Raw genomic sequence first — 24,393 nt, 5'->3', positions numbered from 1 at the left:
CAGCATCCTTAACTGACGGCAGCGAGTTTTTTCTCAAACCAGGCCTGAACAAAATGATGGGTGGCGTAACCGTCGCGGCAGGCGGAGAGCAGGTGTTCTCCGGCGCAGCGCAGATGGTCGCGCAGTTGCGATTCCACCGCTTTTGCGCCGAGAAGATTCACCAGCGTCGATTTTCCCTCATCCTGATGGGCATCTTTACCGGTGTCACTCATTCCATCAGTGAGATCGTCCAGCAGCTGAAACGCCTGACCGAGATTCAGCGAAAAGCGGTGCAGCTGTTCGCGGGCTTCTTTGGGGGCTTCCGCGACGATAGAGGCCATCTGCATAGAGGCGCAGAACAGGGTGCTGGTTTTGAAGTGATTGGTCATCAGAATGGCGTCGGCGCTGCGGGGTTTATCTCCCTCCGAGAGATCCTTGAACTGCCCCTGCACCAGCCCCTGCATCCCAACCGCCTGAGACAGCTCTGCAACCGCGTCCGTTCTGGCGCTGGCGGTTAAGCCCTCTGCCACGGCGACCAGACCAAAGGCCTTACTCAGCAGGGCCACAGCAGCGAGGATGGCGACATGTTCACCATACTGACAATGGATGGTAGGGCGTCCGCGCCGCAGCTGCGCATCATCCATGCAGGGCATATCGTCCAGGATCAGCGAAGCGGCGTGCACCATCTCAACCGCGCAGGCGAGGTCAAGCAGACCGGCTGCGCTGGCATTGCACCCCAGATCGCGCGCGGTCAGCAGCAGCAGCAGCGGACGAATACGTTTTCCCGGCGCCAGCGCGCCGTCACGCATTGCCGCGCCGACCAGGTCACGTTCACTGTCGACCGGTAAAAGCTGATCGAGCCGTTGCTCGATATCGTTCAACAGAATCGCTGCATCGCTGTGTATGACATTGACGTGTTTTTCTGCGCAGACCGTCATCAGGGCTGTCCTTATCTACAGAGGAAGTCACAGCAGGTCGAAATGATTCGATGCCATCTTCAATCATCGTCCCCGGCTGCCCCGGCATAGTGGGCAGGTTTTCAAAGAACGGCGGGTAAATCCATTACAACTAAGCGTAGCTTACGGTAATAAAAAATGTCGGGAAATTCAGGAGCATTCCGCAATTTGCGGCGTCAGCCGGGTGAAAACTAAGCGGTTATCAGCCCAGCAATGCCCGTAGCTGTTTCATCACGCTGGTGACGTTGTCAGCAGATAATGCGCCATCTTTAGCGAAGCGCACAATACCTTGCTGATCAACGACCACGACGGCTGCGCTTTCTGGCTGAAGATGCCAGCTATGCGCCGTCACGCCGCTGCTGTCGATGATGAATTGCTGCCAGGGAGCGGCTTTTTTGCTGGAGGCGATGCTGCGCACCACAAAAATGGCGCTGCCGGGCAGGGCGTCGTCGGTATTCACGATGGTGGTGGTCTGAAAGCGGTCGCGCGGCAGACTGGCCTGCTGAACGGCCTCAATCAGGGCAGCACTCTGCTCTTTGGCTGAAAGACGGCCCGCGACATGGATCACCAGCCGCACTTTGCCGGTCAGCGCCTGACTGTTCCAGCGCTGGTAGCTGATATCGCCCTGATTCAGGACCATTTCGCCTTTATCGGCCACAAAGACCGGCGGAACCGGCTGGCCGGGTGTCAGGGTGTGGGCGGACGCAACGCCGGAAAACAGCAGGGCTATCATCAATCCATAATGGCGCACAGGTTCCTCACTTCTTTCTCGGTTTGCGGTGGGCGAGGCGAGCTTTCTCATCAGCAGGCAGAAGATTAGTACCACATCCATGTTTCAGATCAATAAAAGCAGTAAAGAATTAGCCTGAGAATGCAGAGGAAAGTTAATTGCCGGAGGTGGAAGATGAGTGCTGCACTGATGACGTTGCCTGAATTTGCCCGTTACATTGGTATTGCCACGCCGACCCTGGCGCGCGCCTTTTGCTGTCGGGGTTCACTGGATGGGGTGCCGCTGCCGCAGGCACTGGATGATGCGCCGCTGACGCAGCGCCACTGGTTACTCGACGATGTGCGTCAGTTTGACCACGTTTATAAACGGGTTCAGGCGAAGCAGCCCCGTAACCGGGAGTAAGGAAGATGATCGCCGCACGGGAATCGTCCCGCGCGGCGCTTTTAATTGAAGCGTGGCGCTGCCTGCGACCTCACCGGGAAAGGCAGCGCGTTTTTTATGCAGCGTGATCGGGCCTGATCAGAAAGCAGACCAGATTGGCATCCCGGTCACCCGTGATTTCACTCCCGGCCACCAGCCCGCTGACCGCATCACCCCGACCCAGTCGCGCCTCGCCGATACGAATGCTGCCTTCCAGCACGACGAGATAAGCCACATAGCCCGACAGAGCGGGCACGTCCAGCGTGTGGTTGCGCTCCAGCAGGGTGTCATAGATATAGGCTGCCTGACGCAGTTCCAGCGGGGCGTCTGACTCCTCCGGCCCGGCCAGTTCGGTCCAGCCATTACTCATAATGCCCTGATCGCGCTCCAGCACCTGGGTCATCGCTTCACCCCCAGGCTGGGCGGGACGGATAACCGCCTGTAACAGTTCCGCTTCAAACAGAGGCACCGACTCTTCGTACTGAACGCCGTCACCCGCATTGACCACCATCACCCGCTTAGCGGAGAGCTGGGTCCGCTCGCCGTTACTGTCCTGATGCTGCATCGATCCCCGCCACAGATAGGTAAAAACCTCTTCATTCCAGTGCTGCTGCATCGGGATCCGGGCATCCAGCTTCAGCGTCATCAGGTCAACGCTGACCAGCGGGCTTAGCGCCTCGCCAGGTCGCTGACGGCGGACGGTAAAGGGGCCGTACTCAAACAGCTGTTCAGGATTAGCACGCAGGATGTTCATGATTTGCCTTTAAACAGAAGGGTAAGTGACAACGATCATAGCCTTTAGTGAGAGAATGAAAAGCCGGGAAATTTGCCCGGCTTCGTCAGTTATGTTGAAGGAGAGACTGCCAGCGGAGGCGACAGCCTATTTGCCCTGCTCATCGCTTTCACCCAGGAAGAAATACCAGAGTGGAATCGACAGCAGTCCGGTAAAGACCGTGGAGTAGAGCAGAATCATCATCGCCTGCGTGATATACATCGTCAGCGACCAGTGGCTGAAGGGGATCTGATACTGATCAATCACGCCGCCTATCATCGCATTCGCCATCACCGAGATCACAATCAGCGCCAGAACCGTCACACTGCGCAGAAAATAGCGCATCTCTTTGCGCTTCACGGCGAAGCGGGACTGCACGATCGCCAGCGGCGACTGCTTGTCGGGTGCAATCTCGGTGCGGGCCTGGCTGCGACGCCGGGCGCTGCGCCAGCGCTGAATATCCAGCAGCAGAAACAGCAGCAGGCTGATGCCCATGACCGGCAGGGCATAACCGAGCGCCAGCATCACAATCAGGCTGGTGCCCTGCGCATAGCGTGGCAGCGCCAGCCAGGCGGTTAACAGCGTCTGTGATGGGTTAAGCTGCGGAACCGCCGGACGACGAATCCACCACATGCGGTAGCCCAGCACAATCATCGTGCAGAGTCCGAAGCCAAAGAGCGCCAGAATCAGCTGATTAGGCAGGCCGAACAGCACACCCATGTGCGCATCGACGCCCCAGCGGGTCAGTTTCGCCACCAGCGGAAAGCTGGCGAACGCCACTTTGTCGACCACGGTGAAGTCGGCCGGATTAAGTGAAACGGCATCCACCTGACTTGGCCAGCTGCGGTCGATCTCCGAAACCGTCCATGCCTGTCCGGCGTTTTTGGGCTGGCGCAGTTCGAGTTTTGCCGCCTTCAGTCCTGCCTGACGGGCGGCAGACAGGGCCTGATCCCAGCGGGCATCCGGCTGATTAGGAATGACCCGCGCGGGAGTCTTAGCGGGCATCGTCATGCCCGACATGGTCATCCCTTCCATTGCGCCGCGATGCTCTGCGTGGGGATCGGCAGATTCAGCCGGGGCGTCACCGTTCAGCGCGGTTTTCACCTGCGGCGTTTTCCAGTTCAGGTCGCTGCGCATCTTTTCAATGTTGCTGCCCGCCCACTGCGACCAGGTCAGCCCGGTCACCGAAAAGAAGATCAGGCCCAGGGCCAGCAGCAGTCCCAGCGTGACGTGCCAGTGACGCACGGCGGCAAACCCGCTGCGGACGTTCTTTCGGGTACGGGGAGGGCGGGTACCGGCCCACAGGATGAGCCCGCCCAGCGCGGCGACCCAGAGCCAGGACGCGGCCAGTTCACTGTAGTTACGGCCGAAATCGCCCAGTAACAAGCCACGATGCAGCTGATCCAGCCACATGCGCAGCGGCAGCACGCCGCTGGTGCCATATACGGTCATATCCCCCCTGACCTGCAGGGTATAGGGATCGATAAACACCGAGCGTGACTCAGAGGGACCCGCATCCGCGGCAGTGAACTGCACCCGCGTCGTATCCCCGGGACCCGGCGCGGGACGTACGGCGTAGATGTGCACTGACTGGCCTGCCCAGGCCCGTGCAGCGGCAACCTGCGCGGAGAGCGCCTGCGGCTCGCCCTGCGCACGAGTCGTCAGGGCATCGTGATAGATCGCCTGTTCCAGCTGCGGAGTCAGAACGTAGAGCGTACCGGTGAGGGCCGCGATGAAAATGAACGGCGCAATAAACAGACCAATATAAAAATGCAGGCGGCGTAGCAGATTAAACAGCGTGCCGCGTGGTGCAGGGGATGTTTCCTGATAAGAGGACATAGCATTCCACACTTTTCAAAAGACAGGGGCGATCGGGTGACGTTGTCACGCAATCGAAATGTTATGGTGTCAGTGTGATGCGTAACAGGGCGGTGCCCGGGGGCGATGAAGGCGCAGCGTTCGCCGCCGCCGGAGCGGCGTGACCGCTCGGGGCGGCGGGGCGCGACTGATGAGGCACATCCACCAGATGAACGGGACAAAGTTCCAGAGCATCAGGGGCACATGCACCAGTAAATCACAGTATCCGCAGGCAAAGCCTGCATCGGACATCATCACAGGGTCCATCATGGACATCTCGCCGTGATGATGCATCATCGGCATCTCTGCGCTCATGCTGACGTGCTGCATCCTGGCATGATCTGCCGCAAGGTTTTTAGAGACCATCGGTGCAACAAACAACAGCAGCACGGCCAGTATCGCAATACCGGCTGTGAGTCGTTGTCTGAATAAGCATTTCGGCATCATTTACACAGGCACAATGGGACAAATTTCCGGGCGGCAGTGTAACGCGAAGGGAATAAAAGGGTTAAATAAAGTGGCTGCTGAAGCAAAGAAATTCGCACTCTTTGAACATATTCACTTTAATTTCAGCTTCATTTAACTTAGTTGTTACCCGCTGAACACATACAGGTAACATCACGGCTGAGCCTGTGGATGACACTCTGAGCAATTAAGGACAGATAATGAAAATAGTTATGCTGGATGGCGATACGCTGCCGCTCTCACTGCCGATCGAACAGCTCCAGGGTGAGTGGGAGATCCGCACACACACGCCGGTTAATGAGATCGTGTCTGCCCTGCAGGGGGCGACTATCGCGATCACCAATAAAGTTCCGTTACGCGCCGCCACACTCAGGCAACTGCCGGATCTGCGCTTTATCTGTGTTGCCGCAACCGGCTATGACTGTATCGATCTCGTCGCCTGTCGCGATCGCGGGATCACCGTCAGCAATGTGCCCGGCTACTCCACGCAGAGCGTCTCCGAGGCGGTAATTGCAGCCCTTTTCGCGCTGCGCCGGCAGTTATTTGACTATGCCAGCACCACCCGCCGGGACTGGCCGCAGGCGCAACACTTCTGTCTGCATCGTCGGCCGATTCAGGATATCGGCGGGGCCATGCTGGGTATCGCGGGCCGGGGCGAAATCGGTCAGGCGGTAGGAAGGCTGGCGCAGGCGCTGGGGATGCAGGTCCAGTTCGCCGAGCGCAAAGGGAGTCAGACTGTGCGTGACGGCTATGTCAGCTTTGAGCAGATGCTGGCCACCAGCGATGTGATTTCACTGCACTGTCCGTTAAGCGATCAGACCCGACAGATGATTGACCGTGAGGCGCTGGCTAAGATGAAACCGCAGGCGCTGCTGATCAATACCGCGCGTGGCGGATTAATCAATGAAGCCGATCTGGCGGCTGCCCTGGCGCAGGGCGTCATCGGCGGAGCGGCGCTGGATGTGCTGAGTAGCGAACCGCCTGCTGCCGATAATCCGCTGCTGGCGGATCTGCCGGGTCTGCTGCTGACACCGCACATTGCCTGGGCAAGCCGCAGCGGCGCAGAGAATCTGGTGAAGGGGGTGATGAAAAATATCGCCGCCTCTCTTCAGGGCGAGCCGATTAACGTAGTGAGCTGAACCTGGTCTGAGTGGGGGCATCTTCGGCAGTTTCGGCATGGGGCGGCGCAAGACGCTTTCTGCACTGAAAAGCGGTATGGACCGCCATACCATTCTGCAAATGACCGGGCTGAGCGAAGCGGAACTGGCGGATATCCGTCAAACAGACTGAGACATGCTCTCAGTCTGTTATGCAGACTATGATCCCACTCCCCGGCGTCCGGAGTCGTCGTGCCTGTTCATCATCATACCGCCTTGCACAGATGACTACTCTACTTCGTCGGGTCCCAGGGTCAGAAAATAGAGCGACCCAGCTTTTCCGTCAGTAACTCCAGCACCGCCGTGCCGGCCAGGGAATTACCCGCGCCATCGAGTCCGGGTGACCAGACGGCGATGCTCATCTCACCGGGAATAATGGCAATGATCCCGCCACCTACCCCTGACTTTGCCGGCATACCGACCCGCCAGGCAAATTCGCCTGCGCCATCGTACATCCCGCTGGTGATCATCAGCGCGTTAATCTGGCGCGCCTGACGCGCGGTAATCATCTGGCTGCCATCCAGCGTCCGGCCCTGATTCGCCAGATAGATAAATGTGCGTGCCAGTTCAACGCAGCTCATTGACAGTGAGCAGTAGTGAAAATAGGTCTGCATCACGCTGGTCACATCGTTATCGAAATTCCCGAACGACTTCATCAGCCAGGCAATCGCCGCGTTGCGGGCCGAGTGTTCAAACTCGGAACGGGCAACGTGGCGGTCATAGTTGATGTCCGGCTGCTGACTCAGCTGCCGGACAATCTCCAGCATACGCTGACGCGGCGCGGTCAGCCGGGTTTCCAGCAGGTCGCAGATCACCAGGGCACCCGCATTAATGAAGGGATTACGCGGTTTACCCTGTTCCAGTTCGAGCTGCACCAGCGAATTAAAAGGCTGACCCGACGGCTCTTTTCCGACCCGCTGCCAGATTTCGCTATCGTCATAGCGGGTCAGCGCCACGGTCAGCGACAGCGCTTTAGAGATCGACTGAATCGAAAAGCGCGTTTGGGCATCGCCCGCCTGAAAGAGGGTGCCGTCAGGCAGGCAGACAGCGATAGCCAGCCGGTCTGCGGCCACATCGGCCAGCGCGGGGATATAGTCCGCCACTTTTCCCTGATGAACCAGCGGACGCACCTCATCCAGGATCGCCTGTAACAGCGCATTATTCAGTTCAGACACACTCGCTTCTCCTGTCGCTTCCCGCCGGTCGCTGATGCTGTGCATCAGCGACCGGCAGATCATATTGTTAAGGTCTGATGGCGGCATGGCCGCACGTTCAGCTGATGGGTTTTGACTGTGCGGCCAGGGGGGCCAGCAGCATCTGAAGCAGGCTCAGCAGCACCAGTACGCTGAAGGGGATCGTCCAGTTTCCGCTCTGCTCATGGAGCACGCCAAACAACAAAGGACCGAGCGCGGCCAGCGCATAGCCGACGCACTGGGCCATACCGGAGAGCTGTGAAGCCTGACGATGATTGCTGGCCCGCAGATTAAAGAGGGAGAGGCAGAGCACCAGTGAGGCGCCTGCGCCCAGACCGGCCAGGGTCAGCCAGATCGCCGCCCACAGCGGGTTAAGCAGTAGCCCCAGCATGCCGAGAAAGATAGCCGACGAGGCGATGAAGGCGGTGAGGCGGGCATCCTTCACCCGCTTCAGCGCCATCATGCAGCCAAGATTGGCGACAATCGCGATGGCCTGATACCAGAACAGCAGCCAGCCCGCCGTGGCCTGACTGAAACCCTGGTCCTGGGCGAATAGCGTAAACCAGTCGATCAGGGTATAAAAGGCCAGCGACTGCAGCGCCATAAACAGGGCAATCTGCCAGCCGCCTGCCGAGCGCCACGGATGGCGATGGAGAACTGTCGTCTCGCCGGATGCCTGCTTTAACGGACGCTGGCGTAGCAGTGGCAGCCAGGCCAGTAGCGCAATCAGCCCTGGGATCGCCCAGACCACCAGCGACAGTCGCCAGCCTGCGGAGGAAAGCTGGCTCAGCGGAACGGCAATCCCGGAGGCCAGGCTGGCAGTAATCGACATGGTGGCGGCGTAAAGCCCGATATAGCGGGCAGTATGGGCGGTAAAATCGCGTTTAATCAGCGGGGGCAGCAGGACGTTGGCGGCAGCAATCCCGGCGCTGAGCAGCAGGGTCCCGCCCCATAACGCCGCCTCCACAGGCAGCCAGCGCAACAGGGAACCCGCGGTCATCAAGCAGAGTGCACCCCACAGGCTGCGTTCGAGTCCGATGCGATTACCGAGCCAGGCGGCTGGTGGCGCAAGCAGGGCAAAGAGGATCAGGGGAATAAAGTTGAACAGACCCGCTTCACCGGCACTCAGTCCAAAGGTCTGACGGATATCCTGCAGAACCGGGCCGACCACAGTCACCGGTGCGCGAAGGTTGGCTGCGGTCAGCAGCAGCACAAATAAAAAAAATGAGGCGCCGGAGAGCGCAGCATGAGGTTTAACACTAAGTTGCAGAGGCTTCATGGCAGGGATCATCACAGGCAGCAGCGCTGCGGGGGCGTTGGTTGACGTTAACGCTTACGCATCAGAAATGATGTCTGGGCGCTACTTTACTGACCGGCCCTCGGCGTGTAAAGCCTTGGTATGCGATGAAATAGCGCAAATGCGATCCCGTAACACAGTGTGCGGGTGTGTCAGTGAAATTCCGGTTCGGGAAAGTGACCGCAGTCATTCTGGCTGGGATTGGTGCCAGGCTGGCAGGTCTGCTGACGGGTTTCTGCCGCCGGGACCGGTTTTTCGGCGCCCCAGGGTCCGCTGCAGGCACTGAGAAGGGAAATCAGAATCGCTACACTGATTACGCGCATATCCGCTCCTTATATGAGTGATGAGCAAGCCGACATCAGCGATCGGCGCAGAGCGGGTCAATGACGTCTAATCTGAGTGTGGTCGGTAAGGCGAAAATGTCAATTAAAACAGCGCGAACATCAGCGCGACGGGAAAACTCATCGGCCAGGTGGCACCCACCAGAAAGGCGCTGAGCAGTTTAATGCTGAGCTTATCTTTGGCGATGAAGAAGGTGATCAGCGTAGCGAACAGTGCAACAACGGCATAAAAAATCAGCATACCCTGGTACAGTGTCATCAATATCTCCGCAGCATCGTAAAGGTTTTCGCTGCGCATGATGCGGATTTTTGTGATCCAGATCAAGTGACTAAGGGTTTAGCATCTAAAGAAATTATCCGGTCAGGTGGCGCATGCACCGCAACCTGCAGAAAACTCGCGGGCGATTTCAGGCTGAAACGGGCATCAGAAAATCGAGAAAACCCCGGCCGTCACCGCGCTGACTGGCTTTATCCGCCCTGGCGAATCGCGACAGATCCAGCACGATAAAAAAGCCCGCTGGCGTGAGCGGGCCTGACGTCAGCGGCGGATAAGCTGGCGCGCGTTAACTCTGACGGTAGAGCGCCATCACCGCCTCAAGATCGGGCGTGCGCGGGTTGCCACCGGTACAGACATCATCCAGCGCGGCCTGCGCCAGGGCCGGGATATCAGCCTGCTGTAAACCCACTTCACGTAAGGAACGCGGGATGCCCACATCCCGACAGAGCTGACGAACGGCATCAACCGCGGCCTCCCGCGCCTGCTCCAGCGAGAGGGTGTCGACCTGCTTCACGCCCATTGCGCGCGCAATGTCGCGATACTTTTCGCTGGTCCAGGCGGCATTCCACGCCATCACCTGCGGCAGCAGAATGGCGTTAGCAATGCCGTGTGGCACATCATAAAAGGCGCCCAGCGGATGAGCCATGCCATGAACCAGCCCGAGTCCGACACTGGAGAAACCCATCCCGGCGACATACTGTCCCAGCGCCATCTGCTCCACCGCGTCGGGATCCCCCGCCACCGACTTGCGCAGTGACTGGCTGATAATCTCAATGGCTTTGAGATGCAGCATATCGGTCAGCGTCCAGGCGCCACGCGTGATATAGCCCTCAATCGCGTGGGTCAGTGCATCAATACCGGTTGCGGCTTTCAGTGAGGCGGGCATGCTCGCCATCATTTCCGCATCAACAATCGCGACTTTCGGAATGGCATGCGGATCGACACAGACAAACTTACGGCGTTTCTCTTCATCGGTAATAACGTAGTTGATGGTGACTTCAGCGGCGGTGCCTGCGGTGGTCGGGATAGCGATAATCGGAACGCAGGGATGGCGGGTGGGGGCCACGCCCTCCAGGCTGCGCACATCTTCAAATTCGGGATTGTTAATAATTATACCGATCGCCTTGCTGGTATCCTGAGGTGAACCGCCCCCGATCGCTATCAGATAGTCTGCCCCCGATGCCCTGAAGGCCGCCACGCCCTGCTGCACCACCCGAATGGTGGGATTGGGCACCACCTCATCGTACACCGTCCAGGCAAGCTGGTGGCTGGCCAGCCGATCGGTCACCCGCTTCAGCGCACCCGCTGCCACCAGTGCACGGTCAGTAACAATCAGGGCTTTGCGCATTCCACGACGCTCTACTTCTTCCGGCAGATGGCGTAACGCGCCGGCACCAAACCAGGCCGTTTCATTCAGAATCATACGTTGAGTCATAAAAACATCCTCTGTTTGTGAATGCGCTCTAACTTCCACCATTCCCTATCAGGGTTCTGCGCAGAACCTCTCAGTTTCGGATAAAGATATTTGATAAAAATCAATAAATTAGTCAGGAGTGGCGCGATGCCTTTGCCTGATGCCGCGCCAGGCGCTGAACGAGACGGGCTGATACGCCGGGTTTCGCAGTGGATTTCTCCCCGTCTGGCGGTTATGTGCAACACTTGTTTACTTCCCCTTCGCACGCCCATGAGGAATAGAGAGATGACCCGATTTGTACTGAATAACAAGGACGACCTCGTCGACAGCGCGTTAGATGGCATGATTTACGCCAGCCCGTGGCGCAATCTGGTGCGGCTACAGGTCGCGCCGCGAATCCGCATTGTCATGCGCAGGGACTGGCAGAAACAGCAGGTGGCGCTGATCTCCGGCGGGGGAGCCGGACATGAACCGGCGCATGTCGGATTTATCGGTAAAGGGATGCTGACGGCCGCCGTTTGTGGCGATCTCTTTGCTTCACCCAGCGTAGACGCGGTGTATCACGCCATCGTCAATCTTACCGGGGAAGCCGGATGCCTGCTGATTGTAAAAAATTACACCGGCGATCGGCTTAACTTTGGCCTGGCGGCAGAGAAGGCGCGTAAGGCGGGATACAGCGTCAACATGGTGATTGTCGGTGATGATGTGGCCCTGCCGGAGAATCCTCAGCCGCGCGGGTTGGCCGGTACCCTGCTGGTGCACAAGGTGGCGGGCTTCGTCGCCGAACGGGGTGACGACCTGGCGGCGGTCACCGCGGCCGCGCAGGCGGCCAGCCAGGCCATCGCGTCGATGGGCGTGGCGCTCTCCGGCTGCCATCTGCCGGATGAGCCGGTCAGCCAGCGGGTGCCGGAAGGCAGTGTCGAAATGGGACTGGGCATTCACGGAGAACCGGGTGTTGAGGTGATGCAGAGCCAGAACAGTCAGCAGATTGTTCAGCAGCTGCTGGAGAAGGTGATGCCGGAGAATGAGGAACCCTGCGCGCTGCTGGTGAATAATCTGGGCGGTATGTCCGCGCTGGAGATGAGTCTGGTGACGCGGGACCTGATTGCGTCACCGCTCAGCCGGGGCAGTAACTATCTGATGGGGCCTGCGCCGCTGATGACCGCACTGGACATGAAAGGCTTTTCCGTGACCTGCATGAGGCTGACTCCCCTCTTCGAAGAGGCCCTCTGCGCGCCGGTTGAGGTCACCGGCTGGGTAACCCCAGTGAGAATCGCCCCACTGGAACCGGTAAGTGCCGCCACTCCGGCTTCAGCCCACCCGGTCCAGCCCTCTGCAAACCCCCAGGTTGCCGCTTACGTTAACACTATCTGTGAAACCCTGATGGCCTGCGAAAGTGAGCTGAACCGGCTGGATGCGCAGGTCGGAGACGGTGATACCGGTTCGACCTTTGCCGCGGGTGCGCGTCAGATCCAGCGCGAATGTACCGATAATCAGCTGCCACTGAATGCCTTACCCGAGCTGCTCGCGGTCACGGGAGAGCGGCTGGCGACGGTGATGGGCGGCTCCAGCGGCGTGCTGATGGCGATCTTTTTTACCGCTGCCGCCCAGCAACTGGCGGAGGGCGATACCCTGCCTGTTGCCCTGCAGCAGGGGCTGGAGAAGATGAAGGAGTATGGCGGGGCAAAGCCGGGCGACCGGACACTGATCGATGCCCTGCAACCGGCCATTGAGGCGCTGGTGGCGGGCCAGTCACTGGAGGCGGCAGCAGAAGCGGCGCAGCAGGGCAGTGAGGCGACGGCCACCATGGGAACCGCAAAAGCGGGTCGCTCCTCCTATCTGAACAGCACAAACCTCAATGGCGTGCCCGATCCGGGTGCTGTCGCGGTCGCACGCGTCTTTACGGCCCTGAACAAAGTGAAGTGAAAATGCTGACGCGGCTGTGCGGCCTTTGTTGCGTAGCCGTCAGAGTAAGCAGGCAATGACAAAATGTAGCGGGACAATTTTCTCAGGTACTATCTGATAAGGAGTGACGGTTGAAAAAATTACTCTGCGCGGCGGCGCTGGCCGTTCTGCCCATGACCACGCTGGCGGCATCCGTGTTTACGTTGCAATCCCGGGACTTCAGCGACAATGCGCTGCTGGACAAAAAGTTTGCCGGTGCTAATAAAAGTAATCCTTCCTGTACCGGTGAGAATGTCTCTCCTGAACTCAACTGGTCGGCTATTCCGGCGGGCACCCGCAGTCTGGCGCTGCTGATGACCGATCCGGTGGGGGCCAGGGGGCTGGGCGTCACCCACATGGTGGCTTACAACATTGCCCCCACGCGTTCATCGTTTGCTCAGGGCGCCCTGACGGAGGGGAAAGGGTATACCGGCGGAAAGAATACGCCGGGAACTACACACTATTATGGCCCCTGTCCGCCAGCGGGTAGCGGTCTGCACCACTATAACTTTGTGCTGATCGCCACCGATTTGCCGCCGGGCCAGTTAAAAGCGGGTTTAACCCAGGCGGAACTGATTGCACAGCTGAAGGGGCATGCGCTGGGCGCGGCCAGTACGGTCGGCCGGTTCAGTAATGAATAAAGGAAGGGAGAGGCACAGAGGCGGTATCGGATAGCTTCTGTGCCCCTTTTGTCAGTCGCCGCTGAACATCTCCCGGATACGCGTTGCAATGTGCTGAGTATGGGTCTCCAGCGCGAAATGCCCGCTATCCAGCATCTCAACCACCGCCTGCGGATTGTCACGCTGCCAGGCTGCTGCCCCCGGCGGGATAAAGAAGGGATCGTGTTTCCCCCAGATCACCAGCGTCGGCAGCTGCTTTTGACGGAAAAAGGCCTGAAATTCCGGGTAGCGCTGCAAATTACTGGCGTAATCGAGAAACAGCGCCTGCTGAATCGCTTTATTACCGGGTCGCTCCATCAGCAGGGTGTCCAGCGTATACGTCTCCGGCGCAATTAACTGCGGATCGCTGACGCCATGCGTGTATTGCCACTTGATCGCTTCCGGCGTCAGGACGGTGTCGCGCACCACCTGACCCTTAGCTTCGCTGGGGTCGTCCCAGTAAGCACGCACCGGCGCCCAGGCTTCTCCCAGTCCCTCCAGATAGGCATTGCCGTTTTGCGATATCAGTCCGCTGACACGCTCAGGCCGGGCGAGGGCCAGACGCAGACCGGCAGGGGCACCATAGTCGAAAACATACAGGGCATAACGTTTCAGACCCAGCGCATCCACGAAAGCGGTCAGCGTCTGACCGAGTGCGTCGAAAGTCCAGCTGTAGTGACGCTCAGCGGGAACGTCAGTAAAGCCAAAGCCGGGCAGATCGGGCGCGATAAGGTGAAACCTGTCAGCCAGCAGAGGAATAAGGTGACGAAACTGATGTGACGAGGTGGGAAAGCCATGCAGCAGTAACAGTACCGGGTGGGAAGGATCGCCCGCTTCCCGATAGAAGATATTGACCCCATCGGCCTGCAGATAGCGATGTTGAATAGCGTGGTCGGTCATAGCTGACACTCCTGTAACTGGTAAATTCGTTTATTAGAGGTTACTGATGCTGATTATGCTGCCTTTTGGTAACCTGTCAATGATGATTTAAGTGGTTACATGGTCTGTTTGTAACTGTATAATGCGTCTTTTATCGATGACACTGGTGTCAGGCGAGACTCCCAGGAGAGGCATTAACATGGCAGAAACACAATCATCCACCGCGCAGGGGCCGTGGTTTCTGGCCGATCATGCGGCGCTGGACTTCATTAATACCGTCGCCATCGTGGACGGTCAGCCGCACGATTTCTGGCAAACCGATGAGGATGTTGACGCATGGCTTCAGCAGGCCGGACTGGCTACAGACGGCCCGGCAGCGCACTCTGAAGCTGGCACGCTGTTGCAGGCTGCCCGTCAGCTGCGCGACAACATTCGCGACATGGTGCAGCAACAGAAGGCGGGTGAAGCGATAGATGTGCGGGTGCTGAATGCCTGGCTGGGCGAGGCGATCAGCCATATGCAGCTCGTCACAGAGCAGGGGACGTTGCAGATCCGCCGGATTTATCCTGCTCAGAGCGCAATGCAGCGACTGGGGCGGGTTGCAGAACAGGCTGCCAGCCTGCTGGCCCAGGCGGATTTCAGCCGGGTACGCGCTTGTGAACATCCCGCCTGTAACCTGTGGTTTTACGATCGTACCAAAGCGCATCGCCGTCGCTGGTGCAGCATGGCGCTGTGCGGTAATCGGGCGAAAGTGGCGCGTTTCCGGCAAGGCGTGAAGTCAGAGGGATGACGACTCCGGGCGCTGAGGTGATGCCGGAAAAAGAGGAAGAGGCGTCAGATAAAAAAACACCCTGCAGAGCAGGGTGTTTTCAGGCTTAATGCGCGGCGGGCGCTGAAGGTTTTGAGCGCTTGCGCAGCTTATCAATCAGGCGATGCGCTTCCGCTTTGGTCGCCACCGCTGGCGATGAACCGGTCAGCGGCTGCCGGGCGGTTTCACGGACGGTCAGAATAGTCAGCAGACCGATGATGCCTGCACCCATCATGTAGTAGGCCGGCATCATGGTGTTTTTACTGGTATCTACCAGCCACGCCGTAATCAGCGGGGTGGTTCCGCCAAACAGGGAGACCGACAGGTTAAAGCCAATGGCCAGCGCACTGTAACGAATATCGGTCGTAAACAGCGCAGGCAGCGTTGAAGGCATGGTGCCGCTGAAGCAGGTGTGCAGCACGCCCAGAATCAGCAAGCCGCCGAATACTGCCCACATGTTACCGGAACCGATCAGCATAAAGCTCGGAATCGCGAGCAGGATCAGACCCACCGCACCAAAGCCAATCACCGGCCGACGCCCGATGCGGTCCGTCCAGCGGCCCCACAGCAGCGTCAGTGGCATCATCACAAACATCGCCACCATCACCAGCAGCAGGCCACTCAGTTCAGGCAGACCCAGTACGCCGGTCAGATAACTTGGCATATAGGAGGTCAGCATGTAGTTAGAGACGTTAAACAGCAGCACCAGACCGATACATTTCAGCATCGGCGCACGGTATTTGCTCAGCATCTGCATCAGGGTCAGGCGCGGTTTGCTCTGCTCCAGCGCCTCCTGTTTTTCCATGTGCTGCTGGAAGGCCGGAGTCTCTTCCAGCTTCAGTCGCACATAGAGACCAAACAGACCCAGCGGCGCGGCGATAAAGAAGGGCACGCGCCAGCCCCAGGACATCATCGCCTCGTTTGACATCAGGGTAGTCATCACCGTCACCAGGCTGGCACCCAGCAGGTAACCACCAATAGTGCCGAACTCCAGGAAGCTGCCCATGAAGCCACGGCGTTTATCGGTGGAGTACTCCGCAATAAAGGTCGCTGCGCCGCCATACTCGCCGCCGGTCGAAAAGCCCTGGATTAGACGCGCCAGCAGCAGCAGGATCGGTGCCATGATGCCAATGGAGGAATAGGCCGGGATCAGCCCGATGCAGAATGTGCCAATCGACATCATGATCATCGTCATCGCCAGCACTTTCTGTCGGCCGATGCGGTCACCCAGCGGGCCAAACACCAGGCCGCCAATCGGACGGACCAGGAAGGCCGCAGCGAACGTACCGAAGGTGGCGATCAGCTGCACGGCGTTGTTGGCGTCCGGGAAGAAGACCTTGCCGATGATGACGGCGAGGTAGCTGTAAACGCCGAAGTCGAACCATTCCATCGCATTACCTAACGCGGCTGCGCCAACGGCACGCTTCAGCATGTCGTTATCGATCACGGTAATGTCATCAACAGTCAGCTCTTTTTGCTTCCTGTTCCAGAAATGTTTCTTTGCATGGTCAGACGATCTGTTTCTGGTGTCCATAAACTCCTCAACTGCTGAATGAAGGAGTCTTATAGCTTTCGCAGCCGAAAATAAGGGTCAGAAGAAACCGTGGAAATGAAAGCTATAAGAAGCCGAATAAGTTTTAAGTGAAGCGGCAATTAACCGCAGGGGCAAACCTTAGACCACAATTGTAAGGTATTGCAAGTTTTCAGCGGAAATAACTACTTTTACTGACAAAGTCAGCATAGTAATCTTATTCATCTCTGCTTACGGCCATAAACATTTCGTAACATCCGGCGCAGGATGATTCCGGCCAGCAGGCGTCGCCAGGCCTGACGCGCGCCAGAATGTCTCACCCGGCAACCAGAGTAATCTGCGGATCATTTGACTGGGGTGCAGCGCGATATTTCCGTTCGCCGCATATCCATAGCAGGATTAGTTGGTAGTTAACGCATAAATGCAGTGGCAGTGTACTGCTATTCCAGACCAACAGAGTGTTAAACATGGGCGCGTTAACATCAGCAGAATTACCGGTTATTGATTTCGCACTGTTATCGGGAGATCAACAGCAGCAGCAACAGTCACGCGAGAAACTCAGCCAGGCGGCGCGTGAGGTAGGTTTCTTCTATCTGATCAATCACGGGATCGACCGCGCGTTATCCGATGAGGTTCAGCAGGTCGCACGCCAGTTTTTTGCCCTGCCACAGGCGGACAAAAGTGCCGTCAGGATGGCCAATTCGCCTCATTTTCGCGGTTATAACCTGGCTGGCGTGGAGATAACCCGCAGCCAGCCCGATTTTCGCGAGCAGTTTGACATTGGTGCTGAACGCGAAGCGCTGCCCTTTACCGCCGACGCGCCCACCTGGCAACGGATGCAGGGCCCCAATCAGTGGCCTGAAGCCCTGCCGGAACTGCAGACCGTCGTCACCCGCTGGCAGCAGCAGATGACCGCCGTTGCGCTGGAGCTGCTGCGCGCCTTTGCCGAAGCGCTCCATCTGCCGCGCAACGCCTTTGACAATCTCTATGGCGACTATCCCAACGAACATATCAAGCTTATTCGCTACCCCGGCCGTAGCGAGGGCGAATCCCGCCAGGGCGTCGGCGCGCACAAAGATTCCGGCTTCCTGACGATGCTGCTGCAGGACGATCAGCCGGGTCTTCAGGTGGAAGTGACGCCGGACAACTGGATCGACGCCTTACCCAAACCGGGCGCGTTTGTGGTGAACATTGGCGAGCTGCTGGAGCTGGCGACCAATGGCTATCTGCGCGCCACCGTTCATCGGGTGGTATCGCCCCCGCAAAGCCGCGAGCGCCTCTCTATCGCCTTTTTCCTCGGTGCGCAGCTCGATGCCGTTGTGCCGATCTACCCGCTGCCCCCGCAACTGGCCGGGCTGGCTCAGGGACCGGCCAGCGATCCGCTCAACCCGCTGCTGCGTGAAGTCGGCTGGAATTACCTCAAAGGCCGGCTGCGTTCGCATCCGGAAGTTGCAGAGCGTTTTTATCCTGAACACACCTCCCACTAAAACCATAAGAGATAAATGATGATGATTAAAAAGCGCGTTCTGGCTCTGGCCGGTCTTTCACTGCTGATTGCTCAAAGTCTGCAGGCTGCGCCGCTGCGTGTGGCTGCGGATCCGGTGCCACATGCCGAAATTCTGGAGTACGTTAAAACGCTGGATCCCAAACTCGACATCAGGATCGTGGAGCTGAGCGGTGGGGTAAACGCCAATGAACTGCTCGCCTCCGGGGATGTGGATGCAAACTACTTCCAGCATCTGCCCTACCTGAAAGATCAGGAAAAGGCGCTGGGCAAAACCTTTGCCGTCGTCGCCAGTGTGCACATTGAGCCGCTGGGGATCTACTCGCGCAAAGTGAAGTCGCTGGCGGCGTTGCCAGAGGGTGCCAGCATTGCGGTACCCAACAACACCACCAACCTGAGCCGTGCGCTGTGGCTGTTGCAGGATAAAGGGGTCATTAAACTCCGGGCGCAGGGTGAGGCGGGCTCCACGCTGGTGACGCCGAAAGATATCAGCGAAAACCCGAAGAAAATCAAAATCATCGAGATTGAATCGCCTCAGTTGCCACGCTCGCTGGATGATGTTGATGCCGCGATCATCAACGGCAACTATGCGCTGGAAGCGGGGCTGAATCCGGCCAAAGATGCGCTGGGTCTGGAGTCCGCTGCGCATAACCCGTATGCCAACCTGCTGGTCACCACCCCGGCACTGGAGAAAGATCCCCGCGTCGTGCAGCTGGCAAAGGATCTGCGTTCGCCGCAGGTGGCCGCGTTTATCCGGAAAAACTACCAGGGCTCCGTGATTCCGGTCGCGGATAATCAGCATGATTAATATCCGTCACCTCAGCAAACAGTATGCTGGCGCACCCGCGCCAGCGTTAGACGATATCTCTCTCACCATCAGTGAAGGGTCGATCTTCGGCATACTGGGGCGAAGCGGGGCGGGTAAAAGCACGCTGCTGCGCTGCCTGAACCGGCTGGAGAGTCCCTCCAGCGGTCTGATTGAGATCGATGGGGAAGATATCTCCCGGCTGAGTCTGGCGCAGCTCCGTCAGCAACGGCAGCAGATGGGGATGATCTTTCAGCACTTTAATCTGCTTCATTCCCGCAACGTGCGGGACAATATTGACCTGGCGCTGGAGATTGCCGGGATACCCAGGGCCGAACGCCACGCCCGCGTGACTTCGCTGCTGGATCTGGTGGGACTGACAGCCTTTGCAACGGCCTGGCCCTCACAGCTCTCCGGGGGACAGAAACAGCGTGTCGGGATCGCCCGCGCGCTGGCAGCCCGTCCCCGCTATCTGCTGTGCGATGAGGCGACCAGCGCACTGGACCCGGAAACCACCCTCTCCATTCTTGATCTGCTGGCAGATATTCAGCAGCAGCTGAATATCACCATCGTCCTGATCACGCATGAGATGGCGGTCGTGAAACGTATCTGTGACGGTGCCGCGCTGCTGGAGAAGGGGCAGCTGGTGGAAAGCGGCACTCTCAGCCAGATCATGGGACGCGAAGAGGGCCGTCTCCGCACGATGCTGCTGAAGGATGGCGAGGCGGACAGGGCGTTTATCGAAAAATATCAGCGGGAGGCTCTTACCCGATGCGTAGCATGACCCGCGATCGTTTTCAGGAACTGCTGCTGAATGCCACAGGCGAAACGCTCTATATGGTGCTGCTGGCAGCGCTTTTTACCGTCGCTATCGGATTGCCGGTGGGTGTCCTGCTGTTTCTGACCCGTCCACAGGGTATTTTGCCCAATCGCGCTATCTCTCTCCTGCTGAATACGCTGGTGAATACCGGACGCGCGCTGCCGTTTGTCGTGCTCCTGATCGCGCTTATCCCCTTTACCCGCCTGCTGGTTGGCACCACGCTGGGCAGTACCGCTGCGATCGTACCGATTACCCTGGGGGCGTTTCCCTTCTTTGCGCGCATCGTGGAGAACGCGCTGGATGAAGTCGATCGCGGCCGCATTGAGGCGGTGGTGTCGATGGGGGGCAATCTGTGGCATATCGTCAGCCGCGTGCTGCTGCCGGAGGCGCTGCCTGCGCTGGTGGCAGGGATCACCCTGACGATTGTGATGCTGATCGGTTTCTCCGCGATGGCCGGCGTGGTCGGCGGCGGCGGACTGGGGGATCTGGCGATTCGCTACGGCTATCAGCGCTTCGATAATCAGATTATGGCAGCGACCATTGTCGTGCTGCTGGCGCTGGTGATGCTGATTCAGAAACTGGGCGACTGGCTGGTGCGCTCGCTGGCTTATCGTCGTTAACGGCTGGCCGCAGGGCGATGAGCGGGTTTAACCCTGAATGCGGTCAGCAGAATCTCTGCATACGTTGCCACTTGCTAACCTACTAACCGTAACCTACCTTTAGTAGCTTAATGGCTAATCAGGTAAGGTGACGACGATGCATGCACTCATAGTAACTGCCCATCCCAATCATGATGCTCACACCCACCGCATTGCGGACCAGCTTGCGCAGGGCGTTATGGCCTCAGGCCACCATACGGTTGAACAGGCCGATCTCGCCGCTGAGGGGTTCGACCCGCGTTTTACGCTCAGCGATCACCAGCGTTTTAACGGTAAGGCTGCAACTCCGCCGGATGTGCTGGCCGAGCAGCAGCGGCTGGATCGCGCTGATGCGCTGGTGCTGGTCTACCCGATTTACTGGTGGTCATTTCCGGCACAGCTCAAGGGCTGGATTGACCGGGTCTTTATTGCAGGCTGGGCCTTCGACGAGCAGGATGACCGGATAGTGAAACGCCTCGGACATCTTCCCGTGCATCTGATCGCGCTGGGTGCAGCCGATACGCGAACTTTCATGCGCCGCGGCTATTTCGGCAGCATGCGGAATCTGATCGATCACGGCATCTTTGATTATTGTGGCGCGCCGGTGGTTACCAGCGAGTTGCTACTGACCAGCGACGAGGGATTTCCTGAGTCACACTATCAGCGGGCGCAGCAATGGGGGCAACGGATTTTTGCCCGAGAGGAAACCGCATGACCGCGAAAAAGTCTTCCCCTAAACGTCTGTCACGCGAGGCGCGTCGCCGACAGCTGTCAGAAGTCGCCTGGCAGATCATGCAGGCCGAAGGCAGCGAGGCGCTGACGCTGGCCCGGGTGGGTGAGGCAGCGGGCGTCAGTAAGCCCGTCGTTTACGATCACTTCACGACCCGTCATGGTCTGCTGGCGGCATTGTATGACGATTTCGACCGCCGCCAGACCGATCGGATGGAAGCGGCCATGGAGGCTGCGCCGATGCAGATGCAGCAAAAAGCGGCCGTGCTCGCAGCCTGTTACGTGGATTGTGTGATGACGGAAGGACGTGAAATTCCTGAACTCCTTTCCGCGCTCAGCACCACGCCTGAACTCGCTGCGGTAAAACGTCACTATCAGCTCGACTTTATCGCCCGCTGTCAGCGCTGGTTTGCTCCGTTTACGGGCAGCAGTGGGATGGCCGAAGCAGGCATGTGGGGCTTGCTGGGGGGCGCAGATGCTATCGCAGGCGCGGTGGCACGGGGCGATATCGATAAACAGGCAGGCGAGCAGGCGATCACCGCGCTTGTCGTGGCGCTGGTGGCAGGCAGCCGTACACCGGCAGAGGAAGCGTAAAAAAAGGCGGCCCGCAGGCCGCCGAATCCTTCAACCACAACAGAGGTTGTGTAAGCAGTGGCAACGTACAATGATGATCGTTTAGCCTTTCACCCCGCCCGCGGTTAAGCCGCTGACCAGCCAGCGCTGGGCCAGCAGGAAGACCAGGGTAATCGGAATCGCAGAGAGCACCGCAGCGGCGGCAAAGTCGCCCCACAGATAGTTCTGCGGATTGAGATACTGCTGCATCCCGACCGCAAGGGTGTAGCTGTTAACATCGCGCAGCAGCAGCGAGGCGACCGGCACCTCTGTCACCGCCGCGATAAAGGCCAGAATAAACACCACCGCCAGAATCGGCACCGACAGCGGCAGCAGCACCAGCCGGAACGCCTGCCACGGGGTGGCACCATCCAGCGCCGCCGCCTCTTCCAGCGAACCGTCGATGGTTTCGAAATAGCCTTTTATCGTCCAGACATGCAGCGCAATGCCGCCAAGATAGGCGAAGATCACGCCGCCGTGGGTATTCAGCCCGATAAACGGAAGATACTGGCCGAGCCGGTCAAACAGCGCGTAGAGGGCCACCAGCGACAGAACCGCCGGGAACATCTGGAAAATCAGCATCCCCTTCAGCAGGCTGGCACGGCCGGTAAAGCGCATGCGGGCAAACGCATAGGCGCAGGTGGTGGAGAGCGCCACGATGCCCAGCGCACTGATGGCCGCGATCTTAACCGAGTTCCATAACCAGAGCAGCACCGGGAAGGGTGGCGGTGTGACCCGTCCATCCGCATGTTCCACACTGAAACCCAGCGCCAGACGCCAGTGCTCCCATGAGATCTGCTCCGGGATGAGGCTGCCGGTGGCGAAATTACCGGCGCGCAGCGAAATCGCCACCACCATCAGCAGCGGAAACAGAATCGCCGCGATAAATAACAGCAGCAGCAGATGCGTGGTCAGCAGACGCAGCCGTTGCGATTTGGGTTGTACCATAGCCATAACAACTCCTTAAACCTGGTCCATCAGGCGATTTGATTTGTCAGTCTGAACCCGGATCGTGCTTACCATCCTCACGGTCCGGGTCTGCGCCTGTCGGGCCAGACGCTTAGTCGAATTTCATCCGCGAGGCTTTCAGGTTGATCACCGCCAGCGCACCCACCAGCAGGAAGATCAGGGTGGCAATCGCCGCCGCCAGACCAAAGTCCTGCCCGCCGCCGCCTTCAAAGGCGATACGCCAGGTGTAGTTCACCAGCAGATCCGTATACCCGGCTGGCGTGGTGGTACCGAGACGATCGGGCCCGCCGTTGGTCAGTAACTGCACCAGCACAAAGTTATTAAAGTTGAAGGCAAAGCTGGCAATCATCAGCGGCATCAGTGGTTTCAGCAGCAGCGGCAGGGTAATCAGGAAAAAGTTCTGCAATGGGCCAGCGCCATCCATCGCCGAGGCTTCATAGAGATCGTCCGGAATCGCCTTCAGCAGCCCCATGCAGAGGATCATCATGTAGGGGTAGCCCAGCCAGGTATTCACAATGATCAGCATGGTACGCGCCAGCGTCGGATCGCTGAACCAGGCGGGTTTCACACCAAACAGCGCGCTGAGCATCACGTTGATCTCACCGAAGCTCTGGTTAAACAGCCCCTTGAAAATCAGAATCGAGATAAAGGCGGGCACGGCATAGGGCAGGATCAGCATCACACGGTAAACGGCTTTGCCGCGCAGCGCCTCCCACTGCACCAGACAGGCGAGCACCATGCCGACGGCGACGGTGAGCACCACGGTGATCAGCGAGAAGAAGAGCGTCCAGCCAAAAATCGCCAGGAACGGTTTCTGAATCCCTTCGTCGGTAAAGACCCGCGCGAAGTTTTTCCAGCCGGTATTCACGGTGAAGCCGGGGCTCAGCGTTTCGTTGTCCCATTTGTGCGCGGCGTTGACGGCCTGATAAAAACCGGTCTGCGGATTGGCGCGGTAGTGCACGCCACTCTGCTGATTGATCAGCTCATCGGGCGCGCCCACCCGGTAGAGCGGCTGAGTTCCGGAGAACTGGCGCAGCGAACTCATCCGCAACTGACGGCCATCCGGCAGTTCAGCACGGATCTGGCTCAGCGCCTGGCGATTGGATGTGATGACCCTCAGGGTCGCCCGCTCACCCGCTGGTGGCGTCGCGGGGGCCATTTTCAGCGTCTGTTCAGCGCCAAACTGAAACGGCGGCGAGACAAAGTCTGCTTTGCCATCGTTCAGCACCAGCTGCCAGCGGTCGCCTGCCGGGAAGAGTGCGAAACTGACGGCGTCCCCCGACTGGAAGGTGCGGCTCAGCAGTACCTGTTGAGCGCGCTCAAAGGTCAGCTGATTGGTGCTGCTGTAGTTGGTGAACGCAATGGCCACGGTGCAGGCGAGGGGGAACAGGACAAACAGCGCCATCCCGGCCACGCCGGGATAGACATAACGCCACGCATAGGCGCGACGGTTGGCGTAAATCCACAGCCCGGTCGCACTGAGGATCAGCGTCAGCAGCGCAAACAGATATTCGCCCTGCGCGTACATCAGCACCAGCAGATAGCCGACCAGCAGACAGCCCATTCCGATGAGAACGCCCTTTAACAGCAGACGGTGCGTTTTCGGTTTTCCTGACATGATGCGGTTTTCCTTAACG

25 protein-coding genes are annotated in these 24,393 nt (G+C 58.7%); 11 read left to right on the top strand and 14 right to left on the bottom strand.

Annotated elements, in window-relative coordinates; genetic code table 11:
* Positions 1–8: 8 nt before the first annotated feature.
* Complete coding sequence (locus tag HFD92_RS07695; protein ID WP_009093081.1) at positions 9–917, bottom strand: polyprenyl synthetase family protein; 909 nt, start codon at positions 915–917, stop codon at positions 9–11.
* Positions 918–1,137: 220 nt separating this feature from the next.
* Positions 1,138–1,668 carry a YtfJ family protein gene (locus tag HFD92_RS07690; protein ID WP_167428672.1) on the bottom strand — a complete coding sequence of 177 codons (531 nt, stop codon included), beginning with the start codon at positions 1,666–1,668 and terminating at the stop codon, positions 1,138–1,140.
* Positions 1,669–1,839: 171 nt separating this feature from the next.
* Between HFD92_RS07690 and HFD92_RS07685 the strand changes: the two genes are divergently transcribed.
* Positions 1,840–2,067 (top strand): hypothetical protein, encoded by a 228-nt coding sequence (locus HFD92_RS07685; RefSeq protein ID WP_009093079.1) that lies wholly within the window; start codon positions 1,840–1,842, stop codon positions 2,065–2,067.
* 94 nt (positions 2,068–2,161) lie between these two features.
* Here HFD92_RS07685 and HFD92_RS07680 read toward each other — a convergent pair whose 3' ends face one another.
* From HFD92_RS07680 to HFD92_RS07670, 3 genes are all read right to left on the bottom strand, one after another.
* Positions 2,162–2,839, bottom strand: coding sequence for a pirin family protein (locus tag HFD92_RS07680; protein WP_167428671.1), 678 nt, complete (start codon positions 2,837–2,839; stop codon positions 2,162–2,164).
* Positions 2,840–2,965: 126 nt separating this feature from the next.
* Positions 2,966–4,696, bottom strand: coding sequence for a DUF2534 family protein (locus HFD92_RS07675; protein ID WP_167428670.1), 1,731 nt, complete (start codon positions 4,694–4,696; stop codon positions 2,966–2,968).
* A 69-nt stretch (positions 4,697–4,765) separates the two neighbouring features.
* Positions 4,766–5,158 carry a DUF2946 domain-containing protein gene (locus HFD92_RS07670; protein WP_033736836.1) on the bottom strand — a complete coding sequence of 131 codons (393 nt, stop codon included), beginning with the start codon at positions 5,156–5,158 and terminating at the stop codon, positions 4,766–4,768.
* A gap of 221 nt (positions 5,159–5,379) precedes the next feature.
* Here HFD92_RS07670 and HFD92_RS07665 point away from each other — a divergent pair, with 221 nt between their 5' ends.
* Complete coding sequence (locus HFD92_RS07665) at positions 5,380–6,318, top strand: D-2-hydroxyacid dehydrogenase (protein WP_167428669.1); 939 nt, start codon at positions 5,380–5,382, stop codon at positions 6,316–6,318.
* 272 nt (positions 6,319–6,590) lie between these two features.
* On the opposite strand, the gene glsB is transcribed toward HFD92_RS07665, so the two are convergent.
* The 5 genes from glsB to fucO all read right to left on the bottom strand — a co-directional run bounded on the left by glsB (position 6,591) and on the right by fucO (position 10,879).
* Positions 6,591–7,556 carry a glutaminase B gene (glsB, locus tag HFD92_RS07660; RefSeq protein ID WP_167428718.1) on the bottom strand — a complete coding sequence of 322 codons (966 nt, stop codon included), beginning with the start codon at positions 7,554–7,556 and terminating at the stop codon, positions 6,591–6,593.
* A 52-nt stretch (positions 7,557–7,608) separates the two neighbouring features.
* Entirely contained in the window at positions 7,609–8,808 is a 1,200-nt protein-coding gene (locus HFD92_RS07655; RefSeq protein WP_111207313.1) for an MFS transporter, read from the bottom strand.
* 170 nt (positions 8,809–8,978) lie between these two features.
* Complete coding sequence (locus HFD92_RS07650; protein ID WP_167428668.1) at positions 8,979–9,149, bottom strand: hypothetical protein; 171 nt, start codon at positions 9,147–9,149, stop codon at positions 8,979–8,981.
* 103 nt (positions 9,150–9,252) lie between these two features.
* Complete coding sequence (locus HFD92_RS07645) at positions 9,253–9,426, bottom strand: GhoT/OrtT family toxin (RefSeq protein WP_009093071.1); 174 nt, start codon at positions 9,424–9,426, stop codon at positions 9,253–9,255.
* Positions 9,427–9,730: 304 nt separating this feature from the next.
* Positions 9,731–10,879, bottom strand: a complete 1,149-nt coding sequence (fucO, locus tag HFD92_RS07640) for a lactaldehyde reductase (RefSeq protein WP_167428667.1) — start codon at positions 10,877–10,879, stop codon at positions 9,731–9,733.
* A 264-nt stretch (positions 10,880–11,143) separates the two neighbouring features.
* Here fucO and HFD92_RS07635 point away from each other — a divergent pair, with 264 nt between their 5' ends.
* Both HFD92_RS07635 and HFD92_RS07630 read left to right on the top strand, forming a co-directional pair.
* Positions 11,144–12,784, top strand: coding sequence for a dihydroxyacetone kinase subunit DhaK (locus HFD92_RS07635; RefSeq protein ID WP_167428666.1), 1,641 nt, complete (start codon positions 11,144–11,146; stop codon positions 12,782–12,784).
* A gap of 110 nt (positions 12,785–12,894) precedes the next feature.
* On the top strand, positions 12,895–13,443 hold the full coding sequence (locus HFD92_RS07630; protein ID WP_167428665.1) for a YbhB/YbcL family Raf kinase inhibitor-like protein: 549 nt from the start codon (positions 12,895–12,897) through the stop codon (positions 13,441–13,443).
* A gap of 51 nt (positions 13,444–13,494) precedes the next feature.
* Here the strand turns inward: HFD92_RS07630 and HFD92_RS07625 are convergent, their stop codons facing one another.
* Positions 13,495–14,361 (bottom strand): alpha/beta fold hydrolase, encoded by an 867-nt coding sequence (locus HFD92_RS07625; protein ID WP_009093067.1) that lies wholly within the window; start codon positions 14,359–14,361, stop codon positions 13,495–13,497.
* A 178-nt stretch (positions 14,362–14,539) separates the two neighbouring features.
* On the opposite strand from HFD92_RS07625, the gene HFD92_RS07620 reads away from it, so the two are divergent.
* On the top strand, positions 14,540–15,130 hold the full coding sequence (locus HFD92_RS07620) for an ABATE domain-containing protein (protein WP_167428664.1): 591 nt from the start codon (positions 14,540–14,542) through the stop codon (positions 15,128–15,130).
* An 85-nt stretch (positions 15,131–15,215) separates the two neighbouring features.
* On the opposite strand, the gene proP is transcribed toward HFD92_RS07620, so the two are convergent.
* Positions 15,216–16,682 (bottom strand): glycine betaine/L-proline transporter ProP, encoded by a 1,467-nt coding sequence (gene proP / locus HFD92_RS07615; RefSeq protein WP_167428663.1) that lies wholly within the window; start codon positions 16,680–16,682, stop codon positions 15,216–15,218.
* A 464-nt stretch (positions 16,683–17,146) separates the two neighbouring features.
* Here proP and HFD92_RS07610 point away from each other — a divergent pair, with 464 nt between their 5' ends.
* The 6 genes from HFD92_RS07610 (at position 17,147) to HFD92_RS07585 (ending at position 21,769) form a co-directional block, all read left to right on the top strand.
* Positions 17,147–18,166, top strand: a complete 1,020-nt coding sequence (locus HFD92_RS07610) for an isopenicillin N synthase family oxygenase (RefSeq protein WP_167428662.1) — start codon at positions 17,147–17,149, stop codon at positions 18,164–18,166.
* A gap of 21 nt (positions 18,167–18,187) precedes the next feature.
* On the top strand, positions 18,188–18,991 hold the full coding sequence (locus tag HFD92_RS07605; RefSeq protein WP_033736835.1) for a MetQ/NlpA family ABC transporter substrate-binding protein: 804 nt from the start codon (positions 18,188–18,190) through the stop codon (positions 18,989–18,991).
* Complete coding sequence (locus HFD92_RS07600; RefSeq protein WP_009093061.1) at positions 18,984–19,772, top strand: methionine ABC transporter ATP-binding protein; 789 nt, start codon at positions 18,984–18,986, stop codon at positions 19,770–19,772. Before HFD92_RS07605 ends, HFD92_RS07600 begins: the two co-directional genes overlap by 8 nt.
* Positions 19,760–20,428 (top strand): methionine ABC transporter permease, encoded by a 669-nt coding sequence (locus tag HFD92_RS07595; protein WP_033736777.1) that lies wholly within the window; start codon positions 19,760–19,762, stop codon positions 20,426–20,428. Before HFD92_RS07600 ends, HFD92_RS07595 begins: the two co-directional genes overlap by 13 nt.
* 136 nt (positions 20,429–20,564) lie before the next feature.
* Positions 20,565–21,161, top strand: coding sequence for an NAD(P)H-dependent oxidoreductase (locus HFD92_RS07590; RefSeq protein ID WP_167428661.1), 597 nt, complete (start codon positions 20,565–20,567; stop codon positions 21,159–21,161).
* The gene (locus HFD92_RS07585) at positions 21,158–21,769 is read left to right on the top strand and encodes a TetR/AcrR family transcriptional regulator (RefSeq protein WP_140029228.1); all 612 of its coding nucleotides are present in this window, start codon (positions 21,158–21,160) and stop codon (positions 21,767–21,769) included. The genes HFD92_RS07590 and HFD92_RS07585 overlap by 4 nt, the downstream gene beginning before the upstream one ends.
* Positions 21,770–21,850: 81 nt before the next feature.
* Here HFD92_RS07585 and malG read toward each other — a convergent pair whose 3' ends face one another.
* The gene (gene malG, locus HFD92_RS07580; protein ID WP_009093054.1) at positions 21,851–22,741 is read right to left on the bottom strand and encodes a maltose ABC transporter permease MalG; all 891 of its coding nucleotides are present in this window, start codon (positions 22,739–22,741) and stop codon (positions 21,851–21,853) included.
* A gap of 106 nt (positions 22,742–22,847) precedes the next feature.
* On the bottom strand, positions 22,848–24,374 hold the full coding sequence (malF, locus tag HFD92_RS07575; protein WP_167428660.1) for a maltose ABC transporter permease MalF: 1,527 nt from the start codon (positions 24,372–24,374) through the stop codon (positions 22,848–22,850).
* Positions 24,375–24,393: the final 19 nt, after the last annotated feature.

Origin of the sequence: Pantoea sp. EKM101V (assembly GCF_011800325.1) — a bacterium.
Lineage (GTDB): Bacteria > Pseudomonadota > Gammaproteobacteria > Enterobacterales > Enterobacteriaceae > Pantoea > Pantoea anthophila.
This window is presented reverse-complemented; position numbering and strand designations above follow the sequence as displayed.